At 44.1% G+C, this 18,671-nt stretch carries 27 protein-coding genes and 1 rRNA gene; 26 read left to right on the forward strand and 2 right to left on the reverse strand.

The genetic code is table 11. The features are described from left to right. Nucleotides 1-29 precede the first annotated feature (29 nt). The 23 genes from rpsH (at nucleotide 30) to KSP24_RS23530 (ending at nucleotide 15,454) form a co-directional block, all read left to right on the forward strand. Complete coding sequence (gene rpsH / locus KSP24_RS23420; RefSeq protein ID WP_007432570.1) at nucleotides 30-428, forward strand: 30S ribosomal protein S8; 399 nt, start codon at nucleotides 30-32, stop codon at nucleotides 426-428. A gap of 33 nt (nucleotides 429-461) precedes the next feature. After that, nucleotides 462-1,004: a 50S ribosomal protein L6 gene (gene rplF, locus KSP24_RS23425; protein ID WP_013373263.1), complete on the forward strand. Its 543-nt coding sequence runs from the start codon at nucleotides 462-464 to the stop codon at nucleotides 1,002-1,004. Nucleotides 1,005-1,119: 115 nt separating this feature from the next. Next, complete coding sequence (rplR, locus tag KSP24_RS23430; RefSeq protein ID WP_007432568.1) at nucleotides 1,120-1,488, forward strand: 50S ribosomal protein L18; 369 nt, start codon at nucleotides 1,120-1,122, stop codon at nucleotides 1,486-1,488. A 27-nt stretch (nucleotides 1,489-1,515) separates the two neighbouring features. Further along, a complete protein-coding gene (rpsE, locus tag KSP24_RS23435) occupies nucleotides 1,516-2,013 on the forward strand; it encodes a 30S ribosomal protein S5 (protein ID WP_013373261.1) in 498 nt (165 codons plus the stop codon). Between the two features lie 12 nt (nucleotides 2,014-2,025). After that, complete coding sequence (gene rpmD, locus KSP24_RS23440) at nucleotides 2,026-2,211, forward strand: 50S ribosomal protein L30 (RefSeq protein WP_013373260.1); 186 nt, start codon at nucleotides 2,026-2,028, stop codon at nucleotides 2,209-2,211. 43 nt (nucleotides 2,212-2,254) lie between these two features. Next, nucleotides 2,255-2,695 (forward strand): 50S ribosomal protein L15, encoded by a 441-nt coding sequence (gene rplO, locus KSP24_RS23445; protein ID WP_013312149.1) that lies wholly within the window; start codon nucleotides 2,255-2,257, stop codon nucleotides 2,693-2,695. Beyond that, nucleotides 2,695-3,993: a preprotein translocase subunit SecY gene (secY, locus tag KSP24_RS23450; protein WP_013373259.1), complete on the forward strand. Its 1,299-nt coding sequence runs from the start codon at nucleotides 2,695-2,697 to the stop codon at nucleotides 3,991-3,993. Before rplO ends, secY begins: the two co-directional genes overlap by 1 nt. A gap of 90 nt (nucleotides 3,994-4,083) precedes the next feature. Further along, nucleotides 4,084-4,728 (forward strand): adenylate kinase, encoded by a 645-nt coding sequence (locus tag KSP24_RS23455; protein WP_216976914.1) that lies wholly within the window; start codon nucleotides 4,084-4,086, stop codon nucleotides 4,726-4,728. A gap of 5 nt (nucleotides 4,729-4,733) precedes the next feature. Continuing rightward, nucleotides 4,734-5,273 carry a M24 family metallopeptidase gene (locus tag KSP24_RS23460; RefSeq protein ID WP_040102792.1) on the forward strand — a complete coding sequence of 180 codons (540 nt, stop codon included), beginning with the start codon at nucleotides 4,734-4,736 and terminating at the stop codon, nucleotides 5,271-5,273. Nucleotides 5,274-5,282: 9 nt separating this feature from the next. Beyond that, entirely contained in the window at nucleotides 5,283-5,591 is a 309-nt protein-coding gene (locus KSP24_RS23465) for a KOW domain-containing RNA-binding protein (protein ID WP_013373256.1), read from the forward strand. 2 nt (nucleotides 5,592-5,593) lie between these two features. After that, nucleotides 5,594-5,809: a translation initiation factor IF-1 gene (infA, locus tag KSP24_RS23470; RefSeq protein WP_006212898.1), complete on the forward strand. Its 216-nt coding sequence runs from the start codon at nucleotides 5,594-5,596 to the stop codon at nucleotides 5,807-5,809. A gap of 118 nt (nucleotides 5,810-5,927) precedes the next feature. Next, complete coding sequence (gene rpmJ, locus KSP24_RS23475) at nucleotides 5,928-6,041, forward strand: 50S ribosomal protein L36 (RefSeq protein WP_003333770.1); 114 nt, start codon at nucleotides 5,928-5,930, stop codon at nucleotides 6,039-6,041. A gap of 21 nt (nucleotides 6,042-6,062) precedes the next feature. Next, nucleotides 6,063-6,431, forward strand: a complete 369-nt coding sequence (gene rpsM / locus KSP24_RS23480) for a 30S ribosomal protein S13 (RefSeq protein ID WP_007432560.1) — start codon at nucleotides 6,063-6,065, stop codon at nucleotides 6,429-6,431. 19 nt (nucleotides 6,432-6,450) lie between these two features. After that, complete coding sequence (rpsK, locus tag KSP24_RS23485) at nucleotides 6,451-6,846, forward strand: 30S ribosomal protein S11 (protein ID WP_007432559.1); 396 nt, start codon at nucleotides 6,451-6,453, stop codon at nucleotides 6,844-6,846. A 135-nt stretch (nucleotides 6,847-6,981) separates the two neighbouring features. Next, nucleotides 6,982-7,926, forward strand: coding sequence for a DNA-directed RNA polymerase subunit alpha (locus tag KSP24_RS23490; protein ID WP_013373254.1), 945 nt, complete (start codon nucleotides 6,982-6,984; stop codon nucleotides 7,924-7,926). A gap of 34 nt (nucleotides 7,927-7,960) precedes the next feature. Next, nucleotides 7,961-8,326: a 50S ribosomal protein L17 gene (rplQ, locus tag KSP24_RS23495; RefSeq protein ID WP_013373253.1), complete on the forward strand. Its 366-nt coding sequence runs from the start codon at nucleotides 7,961-7,963 to the stop codon at nucleotides 8,324-8,326. 151 nt (nucleotides 8,327-8,477) lie between these two features. Continuing rightward, nucleotides 8,478-9,263 carry a tRNA pseudouridine(38-40) synthase TruA gene (gene truA / locus KSP24_RS23500; RefSeq protein ID WP_025365929.1) on the forward strand — a complete coding sequence of 262 codons (786 nt, stop codon included), beginning with the start codon at nucleotides 8,478-8,480 and terminating at the stop codon, nucleotides 9,261-9,263. A gap of 183 nt (nucleotides 9,264-9,446) precedes the next feature. After that, nucleotides 9,447-9,884 carry a 50S ribosomal protein L13 gene (gene rplM / locus KSP24_RS23505; protein WP_216976916.1) on the forward strand — a complete coding sequence of 146 codons (438 nt, stop codon included), beginning with the start codon at nucleotides 9,447-9,449 and terminating at the stop codon, nucleotides 9,882-9,884. 20 nt (nucleotides 9,885-9,904) lie between these two features. Then, nucleotides 9,905-10,297 (forward strand): 30S ribosomal protein S9, encoded by a 393-nt coding sequence (rpsI, locus tag KSP24_RS23510; RefSeq protein ID WP_013373250.1) that lies wholly within the window; start codon nucleotides 9,905-9,907, stop codon nucleotides 10,295-10,297. Between the two features lie 1,228 nt (nucleotides 10,298-11,525). Beyond that, a complete protein-coding gene (locus KSP24_RS23515; RefSeq protein ID WP_025679938.1) occupies nucleotides 11,526-12,218 on the forward strand; it encodes a phosphoadenylyl-sulfate reductase in 693 nt (230 codons plus the stop codon). A 55-nt stretch (nucleotides 12,219-12,273) separates the two neighbouring features. Continuing rightward, nucleotides 12,274-13,443 carry a sulfate adenylyltransferase gene (gene sat / locus KSP24_RS23520; RefSeq protein WP_090738084.1) on the forward strand — a complete coding sequence of 390 codons (1,170 nt, stop codon included), beginning with the start codon at nucleotides 12,274-12,276 and terminating at the stop codon, nucleotides 13,441-13,443. 68 nt (nucleotides 13,444-13,511) lie between these two features. Next, on the forward strand, nucleotides 13,512-14,288 hold the full coding sequence (gene cwlD, locus KSP24_RS23525; protein WP_090738086.1) for an N-acetylmuramoyl-L-alanine amidase CwlD: 777 nt from the start codon (nucleotides 13,512-13,514) through the stop codon (nucleotides 14,286-14,288). 59 nt (nucleotides 14,289-14,347) lie between these two features. Continuing rightward, on the forward strand, nucleotides 14,348-15,454 hold the full coding sequence (locus KSP24_RS23530) for an Mrp/NBP35 family ATP-binding protein (protein ID WP_216976918.1): 1,107 nt from the start codon (nucleotides 14,348-14,350) through the stop codon (nucleotides 15,452-15,454). Between the two features lie 33 nt (nucleotides 15,455-15,487). On the opposite strand, the gene gerD is transcribed toward KSP24_RS23530, so the two are convergent. Next, nucleotides 15,488-16,219 (reverse strand): spore germination lipoprotein GerD, encoded by a 732-nt coding sequence (gene gerD / locus KSP24_RS23535; protein ID WP_216976920.1) that lies wholly within the window; start codon nucleotides 16,217-16,219, stop codon nucleotides 15,488-15,490. A gap of 106 nt (nucleotides 16,220-16,325) precedes the next feature. Continuing rightward, entirely contained in the window at nucleotides 16,326-17,105 is a 780-nt protein-coding gene (pdaB, locus tag KSP24_RS23540; RefSeq protein WP_216976922.1) for a polysaccharide deacetylase family sporulation protein PdaB, read from the reverse strand. Nucleotides 17,106-17,200: 95 nt separating this feature from the next. On the opposite strand from pdaB, the gene KSP24_RS23545 reads away from it, so the two are divergent. The 3 genes from KSP24_RS23545 to KSP24_RS23555 form a co-directional block, all read left to right on the forward strand. Continuing rightward, nucleotides 17,201-17,815, forward strand: a complete 615-nt coding sequence (locus tag KSP24_RS23545) for a stage II sporulation protein M (protein ID WP_013373242.1) — start codon at nucleotides 17,201-17,203, stop codon at nucleotides 17,813-17,815. A gap of 194 nt (nucleotides 17,816-18,009) precedes the next feature. Continuing rightward, the gene (locus KSP24_RS23550; RefSeq protein ID WP_013312131.1) at nucleotides 18,010-18,240 is read left to right on the forward strand and encodes a hypothetical protein; all 231 of its coding nucleotides are present in this window, start codon (nucleotides 18,010-18,012) and stop codon (nucleotides 18,238-18,240) included. A gap of 364 nt (nucleotides 18,241-18,604) precedes the next feature. Continuing rightward, nucleotides 18,605-18,671 (forward strand): 16S ribosomal RNA (locus tag KSP24_RS23555); the annotation flags it as partial.

The raw sequence follows: 18,671 nt of genomic DNA on the forward strand, positions 1-18,671 counted from the left end.
GTCCTGTTTGGGAAGGAGGTTTATACACAATGACTATGTCTGATCCAATTGCAGATATGCTTACTCGTATTCGTAACGCGAACACTGTTCGCCACGAAACAGTAGAAATGCCTGCATCTACAATGAAAAAACAAATCGCCGACATCCTGAAACGTGAAGGATTCATTCGTGATGCGGAATTTGTTGAAGATAGCAAACAAGGGATCATCCGTATTTTCTTGAAATACGGTGCGAACAACGAGCGTGTTATCACAGGTTTGAAAAGAATCAGTAAACCAGGTCTTCGCGTTTACACGAAGAGCAATGAGATTCCACGCGTACTGGGTGGACTCGGGATCGCAATCATTTCAACATCCAAAGGTATCATGACCGACAAAGAAGCACGTCAGTCCAAAGCCGGCGGAGAAGTGGTTTGCTACGTTTGGTAATTTAACGTTTAAAAGATAGGAGGTGCAACAGATATGTCCCGTATTGGTCGTAAACCAATCACAGTACCAAGTGGTGTTGACGTGACTTTGAACAACACAGTGATCACAGTTAAAGGTCCTAAAGGAACATTGACTCGTGAGCTTCATAAAGACATGTCCGTTACTGTGGAAAATAATGAAATTAATGTAGTTCGTCCTTCGGACAACAAACTTCACCGCTCTTTGCATGGAACAACCCGCAGCGTTGTCAATAACATGGTAAGTGGTGTAACTGAAGGCTTTTCAAAATCTCTGGAGCTGGTTGGGGTCGGATATCGTGCAAGCAAATCCGGAGATAAAATCGTTCTGAACGTTGGATACTCTCATCCGGTTGAAATTTCACCGGAAGCGGGCATCGAATTCGAAGTTCCTTCGAACACTAAAATCATCGTTCGCGGAATTGATAAAGAGCGCGTAGGTGCCTATGCTGCTAAAATCCGTTCCGTTCGTGAACCTGAACCGTACAAAGGTAAAGGGATTAAATACGAAGGCGAGCGCATCATCCGTAAAGAAGGTAAAGCCGGTAAGAAGAAATAAGTTTCTTACCGACTTTTGTGCGGTCTTTCTACTGGAAAGACTTGTACTTCTTTTTTACCCAGTGCGTCTTAGTATAAAGTTTTAAAAGGCAAACTGAAGGGAGTGAAAACTTGAGATGATTACAAAACAAGATAAAAATAAAGCGCGTGTCAGAAGACATCTGCGTGTACGTAAGAAAATCGAAGGTACGGCTGTACGTCCTCGTTTGAACGTATTCCGCTCTTCCAAGCATATCTATGCACAACTGATTGATGATGTTGCTGGTGTAACATTGGTTTCTGCATCCACTATGGATAAAGAGCTGAGCAGCGAAATCAAAAACGGTGGTAGTGTAGAAGCAGCTCGTAAGGTTGGCGAACTCGTTGCTAAACGTGCGAAAGAAAAAGGCCATGCTAACATCGTATTTGATCGTGGTGGATACTTGTATCATGGACGGATTCAAGCTTTGGCTGATGCAGCTCGCGAAGCAGGCCTTGAATTCTAAGACATTTCTCAAAAGGAGGTTAACGACTTGCGTGTAGATCCGAATACTTTGGAACTGACTGAAAGAGTAGTAAATATTAATCGTGTAGCTAAAGTTGTCAAAGGCGGACGCCGTTTTAGCTTCAGTGCTCTGGTAGTAGTGGGCGACGGCAACGGCTGGGTAGGCGCTGGAATCGGTAAAGCGGGCGAAGTACCTGATGCGATTCGCAAAGGTATTGAAGATGCTAAGAAAAACCTGGTTCACGTTCCACTCGTAGGCACAACAATTCCTCACCTTGTTACAGGTAAGTTCGGTGCTGGCCGGGTTCTGTTGAAACCGGCATCGGAAGGTACTGGGGTTATCGCTGGTGGTCCAGTTCGTGCTGTTCTGGAACTTGCTGGTGTAGGTGATATCTTGACAAAATCTTTGGGTTCTTCGAATTCCATGAATATGGTCAATGCGACTTTGGAAGGTTTGTCCCGCTTGAAACGCGCTGAAGATGTTGCTAAATTGCGCGGCAAATCCATCGAAGAGCTGCTGGGCTAAGGAGGGAATATCATGGCGAAATTAGAAATTACCCTCGTTCGTTCGTTGATCGGCCGTCCTGGTACTCAGAGAACGACTGTTAAAACGCTCGGCTTGCGTAAAATCAACCATAAAGTAGTTCAACCCGACAATGCAGCGATTCGCGGGATGATTAATCAAGTTAGCCATTTGGTTTCTGTTAAAGAAATCGAGGCTTAAGAAATAAAGTATTTTAACAATAATCAAGGAGGTGCAACGAACGATGAAGTTACATGAGCTTTCCCCAGCTCCAGGCTCCCGCAAAGAACGTAAGCGTTTGGGTCGTGGTCCTAGTAGCGGTACGGGTAAAACTTCTGGTCGTGGTCATAAGGGTCAAAACGCTCGTTCCGGCGGTGGTGTACGTCCGGGCTTCGAGGGTGGTCAAAACCCACTGTATCGTCGCTTGCCTAAACGCGGTTTCGTAAATCCTACTCGTAAAGAGTATGCGGTTTTGAATATCGAAGATTTGAACAGTTTTGCAGCGGGTACAGAAGTAAGCCCTGAGTTTTTGCTGAACAATGGTATTGTGAAGAACGCGAAATCCGGAATTAAAATTCTGGGTAACGGTGAAATCACTGTGAAATTGACAGTTAAAGCGAACAAGTTCTCTCAATCTGCGGTAGAGAAAATTGAAGCTGCCGGCGGTAAAACCGAGGTGATCTAATGTTCAAGACCCTGAAAAATATATGGCGGGTTGAGGATCTTAGAACCCGAATCCTGTTTACCCTGTTTATACTCTTTGTATATCGTATTGGCTCCTTCGTGCCGGTTCCCGGTGTGAATAAGCAAGTCTTTACTTCTCAGGATCAGGCAGGAAGCGAGTTGTTTGGACTCCTTAACACCTTCTCAGGGGGCGCATTGTATCAGTTTTCGATCTTCGCCCTCGGGATTATGCCATATATTACAGCGTCCATCATTGTACAGTTGCTGTCAATGGACGTGATTCCGAAACTTGCGGAATGGGCTAAACAAGGAGAGCATGGTAAAAAGAAATTGGCTCAAATTACACGGTATGGTACTGTAATACTAGGCTTAATCCAAGCATTCGGAACGTCGATTGGTTTCAATCGACTGTACGGTGCAGCGATGATTCCAGGTGCTACTTTTGCTGATTATCTGGTTATTGCCATTGTGCTTACAGCAGGGACTACGTTCCTTATGTGGCTTGGTGAGCAAATTACCGAAAAGGGAATTGGTAATGGTATCTCTATTGTAATCTTCGCAGGGATCGCGGCAGGTATTCCAAGACATATTCGGACGATTGTAGAATCTCAGTTTATTCAAGCAGATCAGCTGTTTATGAATATCCTGAAGGCAATTATCATTGCCTTGGTGGTTGTTCTGATTATTGTGGGTGTTATCTACATCCAACAAGGTATTCGGAAAATTCCAGTACAATACGCTAAACGTGTAGTTGGCAACAAGATGTACGGTGGCCAGAATACGCATATTCCGATGAAAATAAATGCGGCAGGCGTTATTCCGGTAATCTTTGCGGTATCATTGCTGCAATTCCCGACAATTATTGCGAGTTTCTGGGCAGATCATGCTTGGGCTAAGTGGATTACCACTTACTTGTATTATGACAAGCCGCTGGGCATGGTTTTGTATGTCGTAATGATTATCGGTTTCACATTCTTCTATACCTTTGTACAGATGAATCCGCAGCAAATGGCCGACAACATGAAGAAAAACGGCGGTTATATCCCGGGTATTCGCCCAGGTAAAGCTACGGAGAAATACTTGACACGAGTAATGTCACGTTTGACAATGACAGGAGCTTTGTTCCTGGCAGTCATATCCGTTTTGCCGGTATTCTTCGGTTCGCTTTCGGGCTTGCCTCGTTCCGTGCAAATTGGCGGTACTTCATTGCTCATCATTATTGGTGTAGCATTGGATACGATGAAGCAAATCGAAAGCCAACTGATCAAACGCCATTACAAAGGCTTCATCAACAAATAGGCAATAGGTACCGGCATAGGATGTTCGCATGCTTACCGGCACCTTTTGTGCTGTTTCTTGTGTAGGGGTCGTCTTGAGGAGTGACAGATTGTGAATATTTTGATCATGGGCCCTCCGGGGGCTGGTAAAGGTACACAAGCAGATGTCATTGTGAAGGAGTTCGGCATTCCTCATATCTCGACAGGTGATGCGTTTCGCCTAGCGATGAAACAGGGAACACCTATTGGCATTAAAGCCAAAGAGTATATTGACAAGGGTGAACTTGTTCCGGATGATGTAACAATCGGTATCGTTGAAGAACGACTACAGCAGCCGGATTGCAAGAAAGGTTTCTTGCTAGACGGTTTTCCAAGAACTTTAGCTCAAGCTGAAGCCTTGGATCAAATTTTGGGTCGGTTGAACACGAAGCTGGATGATGTCATCAACCTGAAAGTGGATCGTGACAACTTGTTGGCACGAATCACAGGACGGCGAGTTTGTAAAAGCTGCGGAGCTAGCTATCATATTGTCTTTAATCCTCCTAAGATTGAAGGCATTTGCGATAAAGACGGTGGTGAACTCTATCAGCGTCCTGACGATAACGAAGATAGCGTAAGAACACGACTTGACGAATATAGTAATAAAACAGCACCACTCCTCACGTTTTATGAGAACCAGAATCTTCTGCGTCATATTGACGGAGAACAGGATATTGATGTGGTTTCCCAAAATATCGTGTCCTTGTTGCGGGGTTAGCTGTAATGATCATTTGCAAGTCGGGGACGGAATCAAGCTTTATGAGGAAAGCTAGGAAAATGAATTCTGCAACGAGTCATTTCTTGGCAGGACACATCGAGCCCGGTATTACGACCGGTGAACTTGATCATTTAGCTGATCGGTATATTCGCAGTCAGGGAGCTGTGCCGTCTTTTAAAGGTTATAACGGTTTTCCTGCTAGCATTTGCGCTTCAGTCAACGAACAACTGGTGCACGGATTTCCCGGCAAACGCAAGTTAAACAAAGGCGATGTCCTTACAAAAACTCGCCAGTTTACAATGTCGCATGCCATTCGGCAATATATTGAGAATCCAAACCGTGGTATTTCCGAGCAGGGACCGAGGCTGAAAACCGGCATTGTGCTGGCTATTGAATCAATGATTCCAATAGGTACTCACCTTGTAGGGACGCTAGAAGACAACTGGACGGTCGTTACGATGAACGTAATCTCTTGTGCTCCTTATGAGCAATTGGTGACGGACGAAGCGGACGACATGGACATTTTCACGAAACTGAGTGCGTAGGTGATTGGAATGAATCAGCAAGGAAACCTGCAAATCGGTCAGCTGGTGAAGATTCTGAAAGGCAGAGGTGCCGGACAGATTGCGGTTGTCGTTTCAATAGCAGATAGCAGGTTTGTGTATATTGCGGATGGGGATAAACGAAAGTTTGATCAAGCGAAGAAGAAAAATGTTCTTCATTTGGTGCCTCAGCCAAAGATTAGTAGCGAGATTGTAAATAGTTTAAACGAAAGCGGTCGGGTGACGAACGGAAAACTGCGGCATGCAGTGAAAACTTTCCTGGACTCGTCCGAATACCAAGCTGAAGAGAAAGGAGACTGACTTTGGCCAAAGAAGATGTCATTGAGGTTGAAGGTACGGTAATCGAGCCACTGCCGAACGCTACGTTCAAGGTAGAGCTGGAGAACGGTCATCAAATTCTTGCTCATGTTTCCGGAAAGCTGCGGATGCACTTTATCCGTATTTTGACAGGCGACAAGGTGGTTGTACAGTTATCGCCTTACGATTTAACTAAAGGCCGTATAACGTACCGCAAGTAATTCATGCAGGTTTTTATTAAACGTATGTCATTTAAAAAAACTTGTTTTGCTCGGCAAAACGATGTGAATGTTCACGAAGCGAGTTTTACCAGGGTAAAGCTTGGAGGAGGTAATCAACATGAAGGTAAGACCTTCTGTAAAACCTATTTGCGAGAAATGCAAAGTCATTCGCCGCAAAGGGAATGTAATGGTTATTTGCGAAAATCCGAAACACAAACAAAAACAAGGTTAATAGAAGGGGGTGTAGCGTAAAATGGCTCGTATAGCTGGTGTGGATTTGCCACGTGACAAACGCGTTGAGATCGCCTTGACTTACATTTTCGGAATCGGTAAGACGACTTCTCAGAAAATTTTGAAGGAAACAGGCATCAGTGCAAACACGCGTGTTCGTGATTTGACTGAAGATGAAGTGAGCAAATTACGTGAAACGATCGACAAAGAAGTTAAAGTAGAAGGCGATCTGCGTCGTGAAATTTCCTTGAATATTAAACGTCTGACTGAGATTGGCTGCTACCGTGGTGTTCGTCACCGTCGTGGATTGCCTGTTCGCGGACAACGTACTAAAACTAATGCTCGTACCCGTAAAGGTCCTCGTCGGACTGTAGCGAACAAGAAGAAATAAGAAGGGAGGATAACATTCAATGGCTAAACCGAAAAAAGTTGTACGCACAAAACGCCGTGACCGTAAAAATATCGAGAGTGGCGTGGCACACATCCGTTCCACGTTCAACAACACGATCGTTACCATCACAGATCCACACGGTAACGCAATCTCTTGGGCCAGCTCAGGCGGCATGGGATTCCGTGGTTCCCGTAAATCTACTCCATTCGCAGCGCAAATGGCCGCAGAAACTGCTGCTAAAGCTGCTATGGAACACGGCATGAAGACAGTCGAAGTCATGGTTAAAGGACCTGGTGCAGGTCGCGAAGCAGCAATCCGCTCTTTGCAAGCTGCTGGTCTGGAAGTTAACCTGATCAAAGACGTAACTCCGGTACCTCATAACGGATGCCGTCCTCCAAAACGTCGTCGCGTCTAATGAGATTTCTCCTCTGCGTGTAGTATAGATCCGGCACAAACTGCCAAGAATGGATGTTTAGGTATACTGCATGATAGACTATGGATAAGGTGAATGTTTCATATAGGAGCGACGTTTTGAAGGAGGGATATTGCAGTGATAGAAATCGAAAAGCCGAAAATTGAGACGGTTGACGTCAATGATGATGGCACCTATGGAAAATTCGTAGTAGAACCGCTGGAACGCGGATACGGTACGACGCTTGGGAACTCGCTTCGCCGTATTCTGTTATCCTCGTTACCGGGGGCAGCAGTCACATCGGTTCAGATCGATGGGGTTCTGCACGAGTTTGCAACGGTTCCCGGTGTGAAGGAAGACGTAACGGAGATCATTCTGAACTTGAAAGCTTTATCGCTTAAAATCCACTCGGATGAAGAGAAAGTACTCGAAATCGATGCGGAAGGCGAAGGAGTTGTAACGGCAGGTGATATCCGTGCGGATAGTGATGTGGAAATTCTTAATCCGGATCTTCACATTGCAACGCTCGGACCGGGTTCGAGACTTCACATGCGTATTTTTGCCAATCGCGGTCGCGGTTACGTTAAGCAGGATCGGAATAAACGTGATGACCAGCCGATCGGCGTCATTCCCGTCGACTCCATCTACACTCCGATTGCACGCGTGAACTACGGCGTAGAAAATACGCGTGTCGGCCAGGTTACGAATTATGACAAGCTGACACTTGAGGTTTGGACTGACGGAACTATTCGTCCTGAAGAAGCTGTGAGCCTTGGAGCCAAAATTTTGACCGAGCATGTGATGCTATTCGTGGGTCTCACGGATGAAGCAAAAGATGCAGAAATTATGGTCGAAAAAGAAGAAGACAAAAAAGAAAAAGTTCTTGAAATGACGATCGAAGAGCTGGATCTCTCCGTCCGTTCCTATAACTGCCTTAAGCGCGCTGGTATCAATACGGTACAAGAACTCACGACTAAATCTGAAGAAGATATGATGAAGGTCCGCAACTTGGGTCGCAAATCTTTGGAAGAAGTACAAGAGAAGCTCGAGGAACTTGGTTTAGGACTTCGTACGGAAGAATAGCACAGCAACGTTTTTGTGAAGGAGGGGAAACTACATGGCATACCAAAAATTGGGCCGTAATTCTAGTGCCCGTAAAGCTTTGTTTCGTGATTTGGTAACCGATCTGTTCTTGTATGAGCGTATCCAAACTACTGAGGCTAAAGCGAAAGAAGTTCGTTCTATTGCTGAGAAACTGATCACCAAAGCGAAAAAAGGAGATCTGCACGCACGTCGTCAAGTGGCTGCGTTCGTTCGCCGTGAAACTTTGGATGGTGAGCAGGATGCAATCCAAAAGCTGTTTAGCGAATTGGCTACACGTTACAATGAGCGTCCAGGTGGATACACTCGTATCCTGAAACTGGGACCTCGTCGTGGCGACGCCGCTCCAATGGTATATCTGGAATTGGTTGACCGCGCGTAAACAGGCGAAGATGAGGGAAGGGTGGACAGAATCGGCTTGATTCTGAACAACCCTTTTTTTCTCTTGGAGGAGTCCTTGAGGGGCTTCTCCTTTGTTATGTTCGGTTATTTCCTGTAAGGCCAGAGAATACCCCTACAAAGGTGTGAGAAGCATGCGGAACTTGTGCATGAAGGTGAACTATGATGGAACCCACTATGATGGCTTTCAGACGCAGCCTAGTGGCAACACTATTCAGGACTGCCTTGAAAATGCTATATACTCATTGACGGGCGAACGTCTGAAAATTACGGGCTCAGGACGGACAGATGCAGGTGTGCATGCATACGGGCAGGTATTCAATTTTCATACTGAATCGCCGATTCCGATACATCGCTGGTGTCTGGCACTTAATGCCTGGCTGCCTCGTGATATCATCGTTACGGATGCGAGAGAGGTGCCACTGTCCTTTCATGCACGCCGCATGGCGAAGCGGAAGACGTATCGGTACAGTATTAATGCGAACCGGTTTCCAGACATCTTTCACCGTCGTACACAGGCCCATCATCCAACGAGTCTGGATGTAAGAGCGATGGAAAAGGGGTTGGCTCATTTAGTGGGCACCTTTGACTATACTTCGTTCGCATCTCGACGTTCCCAAAAGACGAACCATGTTCGCACTATTTACGAAGCCTATATAACGGTAGACCATTCCTTTTCGCGTCCTGGGTCGGATGATCAGGGAATTATTCATACGTATATTACAGGTAGCGGATTTTTGCAGCACATGGTTCGGATTATAATGGGGACTTTGCTGGAAGTGGGAGAAGGCAAAAAATCGCCGGATGATATTCCTTCCATTTTGGAAGCAAAAAACCGTTCAAAGGCCGGACCTACTGCCGTTGGACACGCTTTAACGCTCTGGAATGTAGAGTACGAAGAAAACATCAAAAAACATTGATTTTTCCCTTGCAGAATTGATGGTTATCCTGTAATATAAAAGTTGTGTTTTCTTAATGGCTTTCCCACAGCCCCAATTAAGATAATCACTTTATAGCAACATCTAATCCATCAATAATGCAGCAACTTAACGAACGAAGATAAATGATGATTTCTGTTAACGAACTTAAGGAGGATACTTTTCATGCGTACTACGTATATGGCGAAGCCAAATGAAGTTGAGCGCAACTGGCACATCATTGATGCCGAAGGCAAAACGCTCGGCCGTCTGGCAAGCGAAGCGGCTGCGTTGATTCGCGGCAAACACAAGCCACAGTTTACACCACATGTGGACACAGGTGATTTTGTTATTGTAATCAATGCGGAGAAAATCGTATTGACCGGTAAAAAAATGGAGAACAAGAAATACTATCGTCACTCCCTGCACCCAGGTGGTCTGAAAGTAACAGTTGCACAAGATATGGTTAAGAACAAACCTGAACGTATGTTGGAATTGGCTGTTCACGGTATGCTTCCTAAAACTCGTCAAGGCGACAAAATGAAGCTGAGACTTAAAGCTTACAGAGGTACAGAGCATCCACATGCAGCACAAAAACCTGAAGTTTACGAACTTCGCGGATAATTAAAAGGGAGGACAGTTTCATGGCACAAGTACAATACTATGGGACAGGTCGTCGTAAACATTCGGTAGCTCGTGTTCGACTCGTACCGGGTGAAGGACGCATTGTCATCAATAAGCGTGATATTAATGAGTATTTCGGTTTGGAAACTCTCAAACTGATCGTAAAACAACCACTGAATCTGACAGAAACACTTGGCAGCTATGACGTACTCGTTATCGCTCATGGTGGTGGTATCTCTGGTCAAGCAGGCGCAATCCGCCACGGTATTTCCCGTGCTCTGTTGAAAGCAGACCCAGAATTCCGTCCAGCTTTGAAAAAAGCAGGATTCTTGACTCGTGACCCACGTATGAAAGAACGTAAAAAGTACGGTCTCAAAGCCGCTCGTCGTGCACCACAGTTCTCGAAACGTTAATATTTCGAATACAGAAGAACCTTTTCCTTATGGAAAGGGTTCTTTTTTATTTAGATTATTTGCTGCTCATTAAACACATGTGGATAAATGGATCTTATGGCTTCATCTGCTCTGCGATACATAAATAAGCGCATATACTGTCTGGAATACGTAAGTTATCCACGATGTTACTAAAGTTAGGTATAGTTATGCACAAATATAGTTTGCTATTTTAACACGGTTTATCCTGTAATGTTCACAACCTGTGACTAATTAAAAAGATCAGAGAATTTTTTTGTTTTCCCAATTTGATAAAAGCTTATATATCTTCTGGTTGAGCAATGGCTATTCTATCCTGTGTAGCTGTTTTGGTGACGTCCAGGATACAGCAAGGGATACATTGTTTAGCTTATGCGTACTAGCTGTAGAGCAATCTCTAGCCTACTACTGCCCATCTCCTCGGCTACCGTATTGCAGCGATGATGAGGAGTTTTTCTAACCATTGAGAACGAGCCTATAATAGGGCTTCAGTTACGTTAAGGGCTTATTTGAGCCCCAATGTATTAATTCCTCTTCAAGGGCTGCTGTGAGCGCTATAGGAGTGGATAGAGGCTTATTAGCGATCTGGGTGCCATTTCTTTTTAATATTCCTTAATAAAAGTACGATTAGTGTCAGAGCTGGTTTACCTTGAGTTGATGCCGGCCACGTACGCTTCATCTTTGAATGAAAATGAAAATAAGATGTTCGATCTCTAAATATATCTCCTTGTACAAATTCAAGGATAATCATGGATCTATGGAACGACGCTTTTATCCTCAGCTATTTTCATCTGATCATAATAATCAAATCTAGTCAGGAATACGATGGCAACCGCGTAGCGGATATATCTTTGGCACTGGTGGAGTAGAGAAAGCATCTTCATTGACCTAAAATATTTACGTTCAGGCATACCCTCTGCTATAAATAGTTACTTTTAGTTATGAAGCAATCTAAGGACAATTTTCAAACGTATGATATAAGAATATTTTATATAAAGCCAATGAACTTGATTGGATATGCAGGAGAGCGTTAAAGAATGCTGACAGAACAACGTTCCTGCATCATGCGAGAGAATAAATGTTTACAGTATGACGATTTTGCTTGGATTGACAATGGATATGAAAGTTTTATACTGTACTTAATCTTATTAGTTTAGTCGGCTTTTAAGCATCACTTATTTATGAATCTTCATATGGAGGCGCATTGATAATGAATTTATTGGAGAAAGAAGCGTTGATTAGAGTCAAGGCAAGTGAACTGGAAGAGGCTACGCCTGAAGAAATTATCAAGTATGCAGTTCATACATTTCCCAACCTTACCTTTGCTTGTAGCTTCGGAGCAGAAGATGTAGTACTAGTAGATATGCTTCAAAGAATTAGCCCTTCTACCGATATTTTTTATTTAGATACCGACTTTCATTTTCAAGAAACTTACGATACGCGTGATCAGATGAAAGCTAGATACAATTTGGATTTTGTTAGAGTTTCTCCCTTAATGACTCCAGAAGAGCAAGCTGCGGAGCATGGAGAGGAGCTGTGGAAATCAAATCCTAATGCATGCTGTAGTATCCGCAAGGTTGAGCCGCTGACACGTATTCTGTCTCAATACGATGCATGGATTACCGGTATCCGTCGCGATCAGGCTCCTACGCGTGCGAATGCAAAAAAGGTAGAGTATGATGAAAAGTTTGGTCTCGTTAAATTTAACCCCTTGGCGAGCTGGACTTCCGAGGACGTATGGAACTATATTCGCACTCATGAAGTATTGTATAATCCATTGCATGACCGTAATTTCCCCAGTATTGGCTGTGAGCAATGTACACGTGAAGTCCTGCCAGGTGAAGATCCACGTGCTGGTCGTTGGTCAGGGAATGAGAAAACGGAGTGTGGGCTCCATCAATAAAATGGTATATAGGTAGCGCTGAGACTTTATTTATGATATAGAAAGGAAGTGCATCATGACTGCAATTCTTCCGCATGGCGGAACGCTCGTTGACAGAAATATTACAGGACCGGAGCAAGAAGCACTCTTGCAGGCTGCAGGTGAATTGTTTCCTATCCCTGTAAACCCATGGACGATTTCTGATCTGGATTTGATTGGAGTAGGGGCCTTCTCTCCATTGACGGGATTTATGAATGAGTCGGATTATCGTTCGGTGGTAACGGATATGCGTCTTGCGGATGGTACAGTCTGGAGTATTCCCATTACTCTTGCAGTGGTAGAAACCATAGCCAGTGAACTGAAACTAGGTCAACAGGTGGCTTTGGTGGGGGAAACAGATGGTATCATCTATGCTGTACTTGATATTGAGAGTATTTATCAGGTTGACCAGGCAGAGGAAGCCAGATGTGTATTCAAGACGGATGACCCGGCCCATCCTGGCGTAAACAAATTGTTAGATCGGCCTGCTACCTATGTAGGTGGAACAGTGCAAGTGCTGAATCGACCCGAACCTACACAATTTAGCGAATTTTATTACACGCCAGCACAGACACGTAGCCTTTTTGCTGAAAAGGGATGGAAGACAGTGGTCGGTTTTCAAACACGAAATCCGGTACACCGGGCACATGAGTACATCCAAAAAAGCGCGATGGAAATTGTGGATGCTTTATTTCTAAATCCGCTCGTTGGAGAGACCAAGTCAGATGACGTTCCAGCAAATGTTCGTATGAAGAGCTATCTGGTGTTGCTGGACAACTATTATCCGGCTGATCGAGCCTTACTGGGGGTCTTTCCTGCCGCCATGCGATACGCTGGTCCTAGAGAGGCCATTTTCCATGCTATTGTGCGAAAGAACTTTGGTTGCACCCATTTTATTGTCGGAAGAGATCATGCCGGTGTAGGGGATTATTACGGTACCTATGAAGCGCAGGAAATTTTCAAGCACTTTACACCTGAAGAGCTGGGGATTACCCCGTTGTTTTTTGAACACAGCTTTTACTGCACCCAATGTGGAAATATGGCCTCAAGCAAAACATGTCCACATCCTAAGGAGCACCATTTGACGCTCTCCGGCACCAAAGTGAGGGAATTGTTGCGCTCCGGGGTTTGTCCGCCACCTGAATTTACACGACCTGAGGTCGCTCAAGTGCTGATTGAAGGTATGAAAGAATATGTTCATGCCTGAGTTGTACTAACTACACGCCTCGTCCCATATAGATTATTAGTATCTGTATAGGACGGAGGCGTTTTGTTATGCAAAAAAACAATCGTAAAAAAGAGGTCACACTGTGGATTCGCTATCGGACGCTGCAAAAAGTGCTGGTAGGCTGTTGTCTCGCTGTTCTATTTATCATGCTGACATTGTATGAGATACCTGCTTCGAGAGCGTGGATTCATTGGAGTCTACCGCTTACTGGTAAGGTAATTGCTATAGATGCCGGACACGGAGGGCCTGATGGAGGAGCGGTTAGCAAAGAGGGGGTCATTGAAAAGGATATTAATTTGGCGATCGCTTTTTATTTGCGGGATTATTTGCAGCAAGCAGGAGCTGTTGTCGTCATGACACGTGAGGATGATCGTGATCTGGCGCAGCAAGAAACAAAAGGCTACTCCAGAAGAAAAACGGAGGATTTAAAGCAACGGGTACGTATGATTGAGGAGCAGAAAGCGGACCTCTTTTTAAGTATTCATATGAACAGTATCCCGTCGAGCCGTTGGAGTGGAGCCCAGACCTTTTTCGTACCTAATCATGCAGATAACGAGAATTTGGCGTCCTTAATTCAGGAAGAAATCAAGCGCAACTTGGAAAATACGGACAGAGTGGCTAAGACCGTAAACACGGTCTATTTATTAAAAGCACTCAAAATGCCGGCAGCTCTTGTAGAAGTCGGATTTTTGTCCCATCCAGAGGAAGCCAGACGACTCAGTGACGAGAACTATCAAAGACAAGTGGCTGCATCCATATATAAAGGGATTTTGCGTTACAGTGCCGGGGAAAAGGGAACCTCATCAGCACCTGAAGTCAGATAGTGGTATACTGTAAGTGTTTACCACTACGTAAATCACTAAAGCAGAGGTGCTGATTATTCATGCAATCGAGAGAGCAAGTTATAGAGCTACTTCAGCAAGTGCGAGAGCCTCAAACGGGACGCCGTTTGGTTGATCTCCATTTTATTCGGGATGTGGTTGTTAAAGAGGATCGGGTATCATTGACTGCTATTGCCCTGGATAGCCAGGAAGAGACGCAGACAGAACTGGATCGGGAAATCCGGCAGACGTTAGAAAAGGCAGGATTAAGTCACGTTCATATTCGTATTCGTGAGGCATCTGAGTCTGAAAAGTCAGCTATTCAAAATGGAGAGGATACCGAGGAGGTAGCTGATCCGGTATTGACCAAAGGACATGCTGTCGGTATGGAAGAACATGAGCTACTTAACCCAGCATCTGGCGTACGATTTATTGCCATTGCAAGCGGAAAAGGTGGTGTCGGGAAATCGACAGTAGCTGTGAATTTGGCGGCAGCTTTAGCCAGACAGGGTAAGCGAGTGGGATTAATTGATGCTGATATCTATGGATTCAGTGTGCCTGATATGATCGGGGTAGAGGATGTACCTTCTGTCGAAGATGGTATCATTCAGCCAGTGGAACGGTTTGGTATCAAGATCATGTCCATGGGCTTCTTTGTTAGAGAAAACAATCCGGTTATTTGGAGAGGTCCCATGCTGGGAAGAATGCTTAGACAGTTTTTTAGTGATGTCGAATGGGGCAAGCTGGATTATATGATACTTGATTTACCGCCAGGTACTGGTGATGTAGCGCTTGACGTACATCAAATGATCCCGCAGAGTGAAGAAATCATTGTCACTACTCCGCATGCGACGGCAGCTTTTGTAGCTGCACGTGCAGGGGCAATGGCCCTTCAAACGGATCATAAGGTCATAGGCGTGGTGGAGAACATGTCCTATTATGTGTCCTCCACGGGAGAAAAAGACTATGTTTTTGGACGGGGAGGCGGGGCTATGTTGGCAGATACACTTCATACGAAACTTTTGGCGCAAATTCCGCTGGGTATCCCAGATAATCATCCGTCAGAAGCTGATTTTTCTCCATCAGTATATAAATCGGAGTCGGCGACAGGAGCTATTTATGATGATATAGCCGCCCAAATTACGAGGTTGCACATGGAATCTAAATAATAAAAAAGGCTGGTTGTTGAACCAGCCTTTTTTTTACTGACCTCCTCCTTGCCCGCCTTCACTACCGCCTTGTTCTCCTTCACCTCCATCACCATCTTGTTTTTGATCCCCAGAGCCACCTTGCTCTCCGCCTTTTTTCTCAACCTTAGGTTGAAGTTCTTCTTGAACGACAGTTTTGAGTAAATTCATGACCTCAAGCCGAAAAATCGGATTCTGCATAGCATCATGCATGACTGTCATAGATTGTTTGCGATATTCGGGAGTTTTAGTTAAGTCCATGTACATCTTGGTTAGTTCAGGCGATTTTAGCATCGCTTCAATTGATTTTTGGTAAGAAGGGTCTTTTATAAGCTGCATATGAAGCTGTTTGCTTTGACTGTTAATGGCTTTGGCAAATTCTCCGGCAAAACGCGGATCAGTCATAATTTTTTCGATTTCTTTTTTATATTCAGGTGAGATTAAAGTATCTTTTACTGCGATTTTCATCTGTTCAGCGGATTGCGTGGGCATAAGCATTTTCATTCCCATGCTGCCCCCAGCTCCACCTCCTCCACCACTTTGGCCGGATTGTCCCTCTTTTTCCCCGGTTAAAGCTTCTTCTACGGCTTTTTTTCCATCATCACTTTTCAAGATATCGACAACCATCGTTTTCATCTCTTTATAACTGGTCTGGGGAGGTGCAGAACCCTGATCCGAGCCGCAGCCGCTCAGTGCAACGCCCAGCACGCATACCATGCTAACAAATCGCAAACGAGTCCAATTCATGGCCGTATTCCTCCTTTATCATGAATGTGGATAGTATGCGGATGATTGGGGAGAAATATGTCGAGTTGTTTTTGGTTTTTAGCTGAGAACGATGTAAAATAACTCCTTAAAGACCCAGAGCTTGATCGCGAACCTCTTTACCTTTTACTGTACCCTGTTGAAGCAGTTCGGATACAGTCACGAATTCATAGCCTTGTGCCCGCAACTTGTCGATAATGATGGGCAACGCTTCATGAGTTTGTTTGCAAGAATCACTGGCATGAAGAAGGACGATATCACCGGGATGAGCTTTATTTACAACACGGTCGATGATGACCTGCGTACCAGGGTTTTTCCAGTCCAGGGAGTCAGTATCCCATTGAATGGTTTTGTAGCCTAAAGTGCTGGCAACTTGAAGTACCCTTTTGTCAAAGTCACCATTAGGCATGCGGATTAACTTCGGGGATTGTCCAGTCAGCTCGGTTAATGTGGTATGAGCCGTTGAAATCTGTTTACGAATCTCTTCATCGCTTAAGCTGCTATAATTTTCGTGTTTATGGCCATGACTGCCAATCTCAAATCCGCTTTCTTTAATTTGATTCACGAGTTCTGGATGTGTTTTGCTCCAAGGGGCAGAAAGAAAAAAGGTGGACTTGGTCACTTTTTTATCTTCGAGAACTTTTAAAATGGGAGCAGTACGCTTATCCCCCCAGCTAATGTCGAAGGTGAGAGCGATCAGCTTTTTATCCGTTGGTACACTGTAAATGGCAGTTGGCGCTTCCTCGGAAAAGACCGTAACATTATCGGTTTCTACATAAATGACTCCAGCAGTAAAGATGGCCGCTGCCATTACGATCAAGAATCGTTTGATATTTTTGCCGTTCAATACATAGAAAAAAGAATTCATGGTTAATGCCCCTTTCATCCTAGAAGTGCTTGTTTACTTAAAGCTATGCCAGGGGTTGTCAATTATTCCATTGGACTAATAGGAGGCATCAACAAATGGGACTAAAAGCATTTTTTTATGATTTACGCACGACAAGACGGCTAATTTTGATCGCTGCACTTTTTTTCTGCGCAAGTATTGTAGTGGGATGGTTAAGTACAGGTGTTATTCAGGCTATGTTGGCACAACAAATGGAGGGACTGGGGGGAGTGGCGCAACGATTGCAGAACTCTGAGCATCCACAATGGAGTTTTTTTGTGTTTATCTTTTTCAATAATGCAATTAAATGCGTGCTGGTTATATATACCGGGGCTCTTTTTGGAATCGTACCGTTTATATTTTTGATTGTGAACGGAATGGTTTTAGGTTTCGTAGTACACCTGCAGACAGATATGGGAAGAAGTATGTATGAAATTGTCGTAAAAGGATTATTGCCTCATGGTGTGATTGAATTGCCTGTTTTAATTATCGCCTGTGCCTTCGGATTGAAGTTTGGAGTCAATATAATATCTACCCTAGGTACAAGCATAGGACTAAAACGCAAAGGTACTGGCCCATCGTGGGAGGTTTTTTTGAAACAAACGTTGACCGTGTCAATATGGTCTGTCATCTTTCTGTTTATAGCAGCTGCGATTGAGAGCGGCATAACTTATCGTTTATTGTCGCATTAAAATAATATGGCCAATTATTTATATATTTCCCGAAAATTGAACATAACAAAGGGGAGAGCGTAAAGAAAAACATTAAAGATTCTTGGAGTAAGTTTGAAACCTTAGCAGTTGAGTTTAAAAACAGGTAAAGTTTGGAACAATTAATTGGGCAAATATAAGTACTATATAATCTGCTGATAAGGGAGTATGGTCATATGTTGGGAATGCTGTTTAACGAAAAAGAATGCAAGGAACTTGACTATGTTCTTCGTAAGGAACTAGATGAAATGCTGCTTGATATGAGCGATACCCGATTGGACCAGGATATCCGTTATGCTATAGCACTTCGATATAAAACAGTTTTCCGCATGTATGCCCGTTTTGCACCCGCTAAGGAACTATCCAAATATGCACGGAGAGGCCGTGTCCCGCAAACCAAACAATGATAAGATAAAGAAGAACTATATCAGACCGAGATATCAGGAAGTAAATATACTTTCTGATATCAAAAAAAGTATTGACTCTATTCAATATTCATGTTAAATTAATTTTCGTTCCTTTTTGAAGGATTTGCTCGAAAAAAGAATTAAAAAAACTCTTGCAAAATTCAAAAAGAGATGATATATTATAAAAGTCGCCGCTGAGATGCGGTGGTGAAACAAAGTGAGATATAATGAAGGTTTGATCTTTGAAAACTGAACAACGAGTGAGTAAATGATTTTGTTCGCAAAATCAAACAAAGAGATATTTTATCTCGTCAGTTTCAACATGAGCTAATCGCTCTTTCGATAAACCGACTTTGGTTGGTCTTTAATGGAGAGTTTGATCCTGGCTCAGGACGAACGCTGGCGGCGTGCCTAATACATGCAAGTCGAGC

Origin of the sequence: Paenibacillus sp. AK121 (assembly GCF_019042715.1) — a bacterium.
GTDB classification, from domain to species: Bacteria; Bacillota; Bacilli; order Paenibacillales; family Paenibacillaceae; genus Paenibacillus; species Paenibacillus polymyxa_C.

Bases quoted from the DNA above. Each gene is read 5' to 3' on its own strand.
- rpsH (WP_007432570.1), top strand. From the start codon at position 30: ATGACTATGTCTGATCCAATTGCAGATATGCTTACTCGTATTCGTAAC.
- secY (WP_013373259.1), top strand. From the start codon at position 2,695: ATGTTCAAGACCCTGAAAAATATATGGCGGGTTGAGGATCTTAGAACC.
- rpsM (WP_007432560.1), top strand. From the start codon at position 6,063: ATGGCTCGTATAGCTGGTGTGGATTTGCCACGTGACAAACGCGTTGAG.
- KSP24_RS23460 (WP_040102792.1), top strand. From the start codon at position 4,734: ATGATCATTTGCAAGTCGGGGACGGAATCAAGCTTTATGAGGAAAGCT.
- pdaB (WP_216976922.1), bottom strand. From the start codon at position 17,105: ATGAATTCTTTTTTCTATGTATTGAACGGCAAAAATATCAAACGATTC.
- gerD (WP_216976920.1), bottom strand. From the start codon at position 16,219: ATGAATTGGACTCGTTTGCGATTTGTTAGCATGGTATGCGTGCTGGGC.
- cwlD (WP_090738086.1), top strand. From the start codon at position 13,512: ATGCAAAAAAACAATCGTAAAAAAGAGGTCACACTGTGGATTCGCTAT.
- KSP24_RS23465 (WP_013373256.1), top strand. From the start codon at position 5,283: ATGAATCAGCAAGGAAACCTGCAAATCGGTCAGCTGGTGAAGATTCTG.
- KSP24_RS23545 (WP_013373242.1), top strand. From the start codon at position 17,201: ATGGGACTAAAAGCATTTTTTTATGATTTACGCACGACAAGACGGCTA.
- rplF (WP_013373263.1), top strand. From the start codon at position 462: ATGTCCCGTATTGGTCGTAAACCAATCACAGTACCAAGTGGTGTTGAC.
- rpsK (WP_007432559.1), top strand. From the start codon at position 6,451: ATGGCTAAACCGAAAAAAGTTGTACGCACAAAACGCCGTGACCGTAAA.
- rpmJ (WP_003333770.1), top strand. From the start codon at position 5,928: ATGAAGGTAAGACCTTCTGTAAAACCTATTTGCGAGAAATGCAAAGTC.
- KSP24_RS23550 (WP_013312131.1), top strand. From the start codon at position 18,010: ATGTTGGGAATGCTGTTTAACGAAAAAGAATGCAAGGAACTTGACTAT.
- KSP24_RS23515 (WP_025679938.1), top strand. From the start codon at position 11,526: ATGAATTTATTGGAGAAAGAAGCGTTGATTAGAGTCAAGGCAAGTGAA.
- truA (WP_025365929.1), top strand. From the start codon at position 8,478: ATGCGGAACTTGTGCATGAAGGTGAACTATGATGGAACCCACTATGAT.
- KSP24_RS23530 (WP_216976918.1), top strand. From the start codon at position 14,348: ATGCAATCGAGAGAGCAAGTTATAGAGCTACTTCAGCAAGTGCGAGAG.
- rplR (WP_007432568.1), top strand. From the start codon at position 1,120: ATGATTACAAAACAAGATAAAAATAAAGCGCGTGTCAGAAGACATCTG.
- rplO (WP_013312149.1), top strand. From the start codon at position 2,255: ATGAAGTTACATGAGCTTTCCCCAGCTCCAGGCTCCCGCAAAGAACGT.
- rplQ (WP_013373253.1), top strand. From the start codon at position 7,961: ATGGCATACCAAAAATTGGGCCGTAATTCTAGTGCCCGTAAAGCTTTG.
- rplM (WP_216976916.1), top strand. From the start codon at position 9,447: ATGCGTACTACGTATATGGCGAAGCCAAATGAAGTTGAGCGCAACTGG.
- sat (WP_090738084.1), top strand. From the start codon at position 12,274: ATGACTGCAATTCTTCCGCATGGCGGAACGCTCGTTGACAGAAATATT.
- rpmD (WP_013373260.1), top strand. From the start codon at position 2,026: ATGGCGAAATTAGAAATTACCCTCGTTCGTTCGTTGATCGGCCGTCCT.
- rpsI (WP_013373250.1), top strand. From the start codon at position 9,905: ATGGCACAAGTACAATACTATGGGACAGGTCGTCGTAAACATTCGGTA.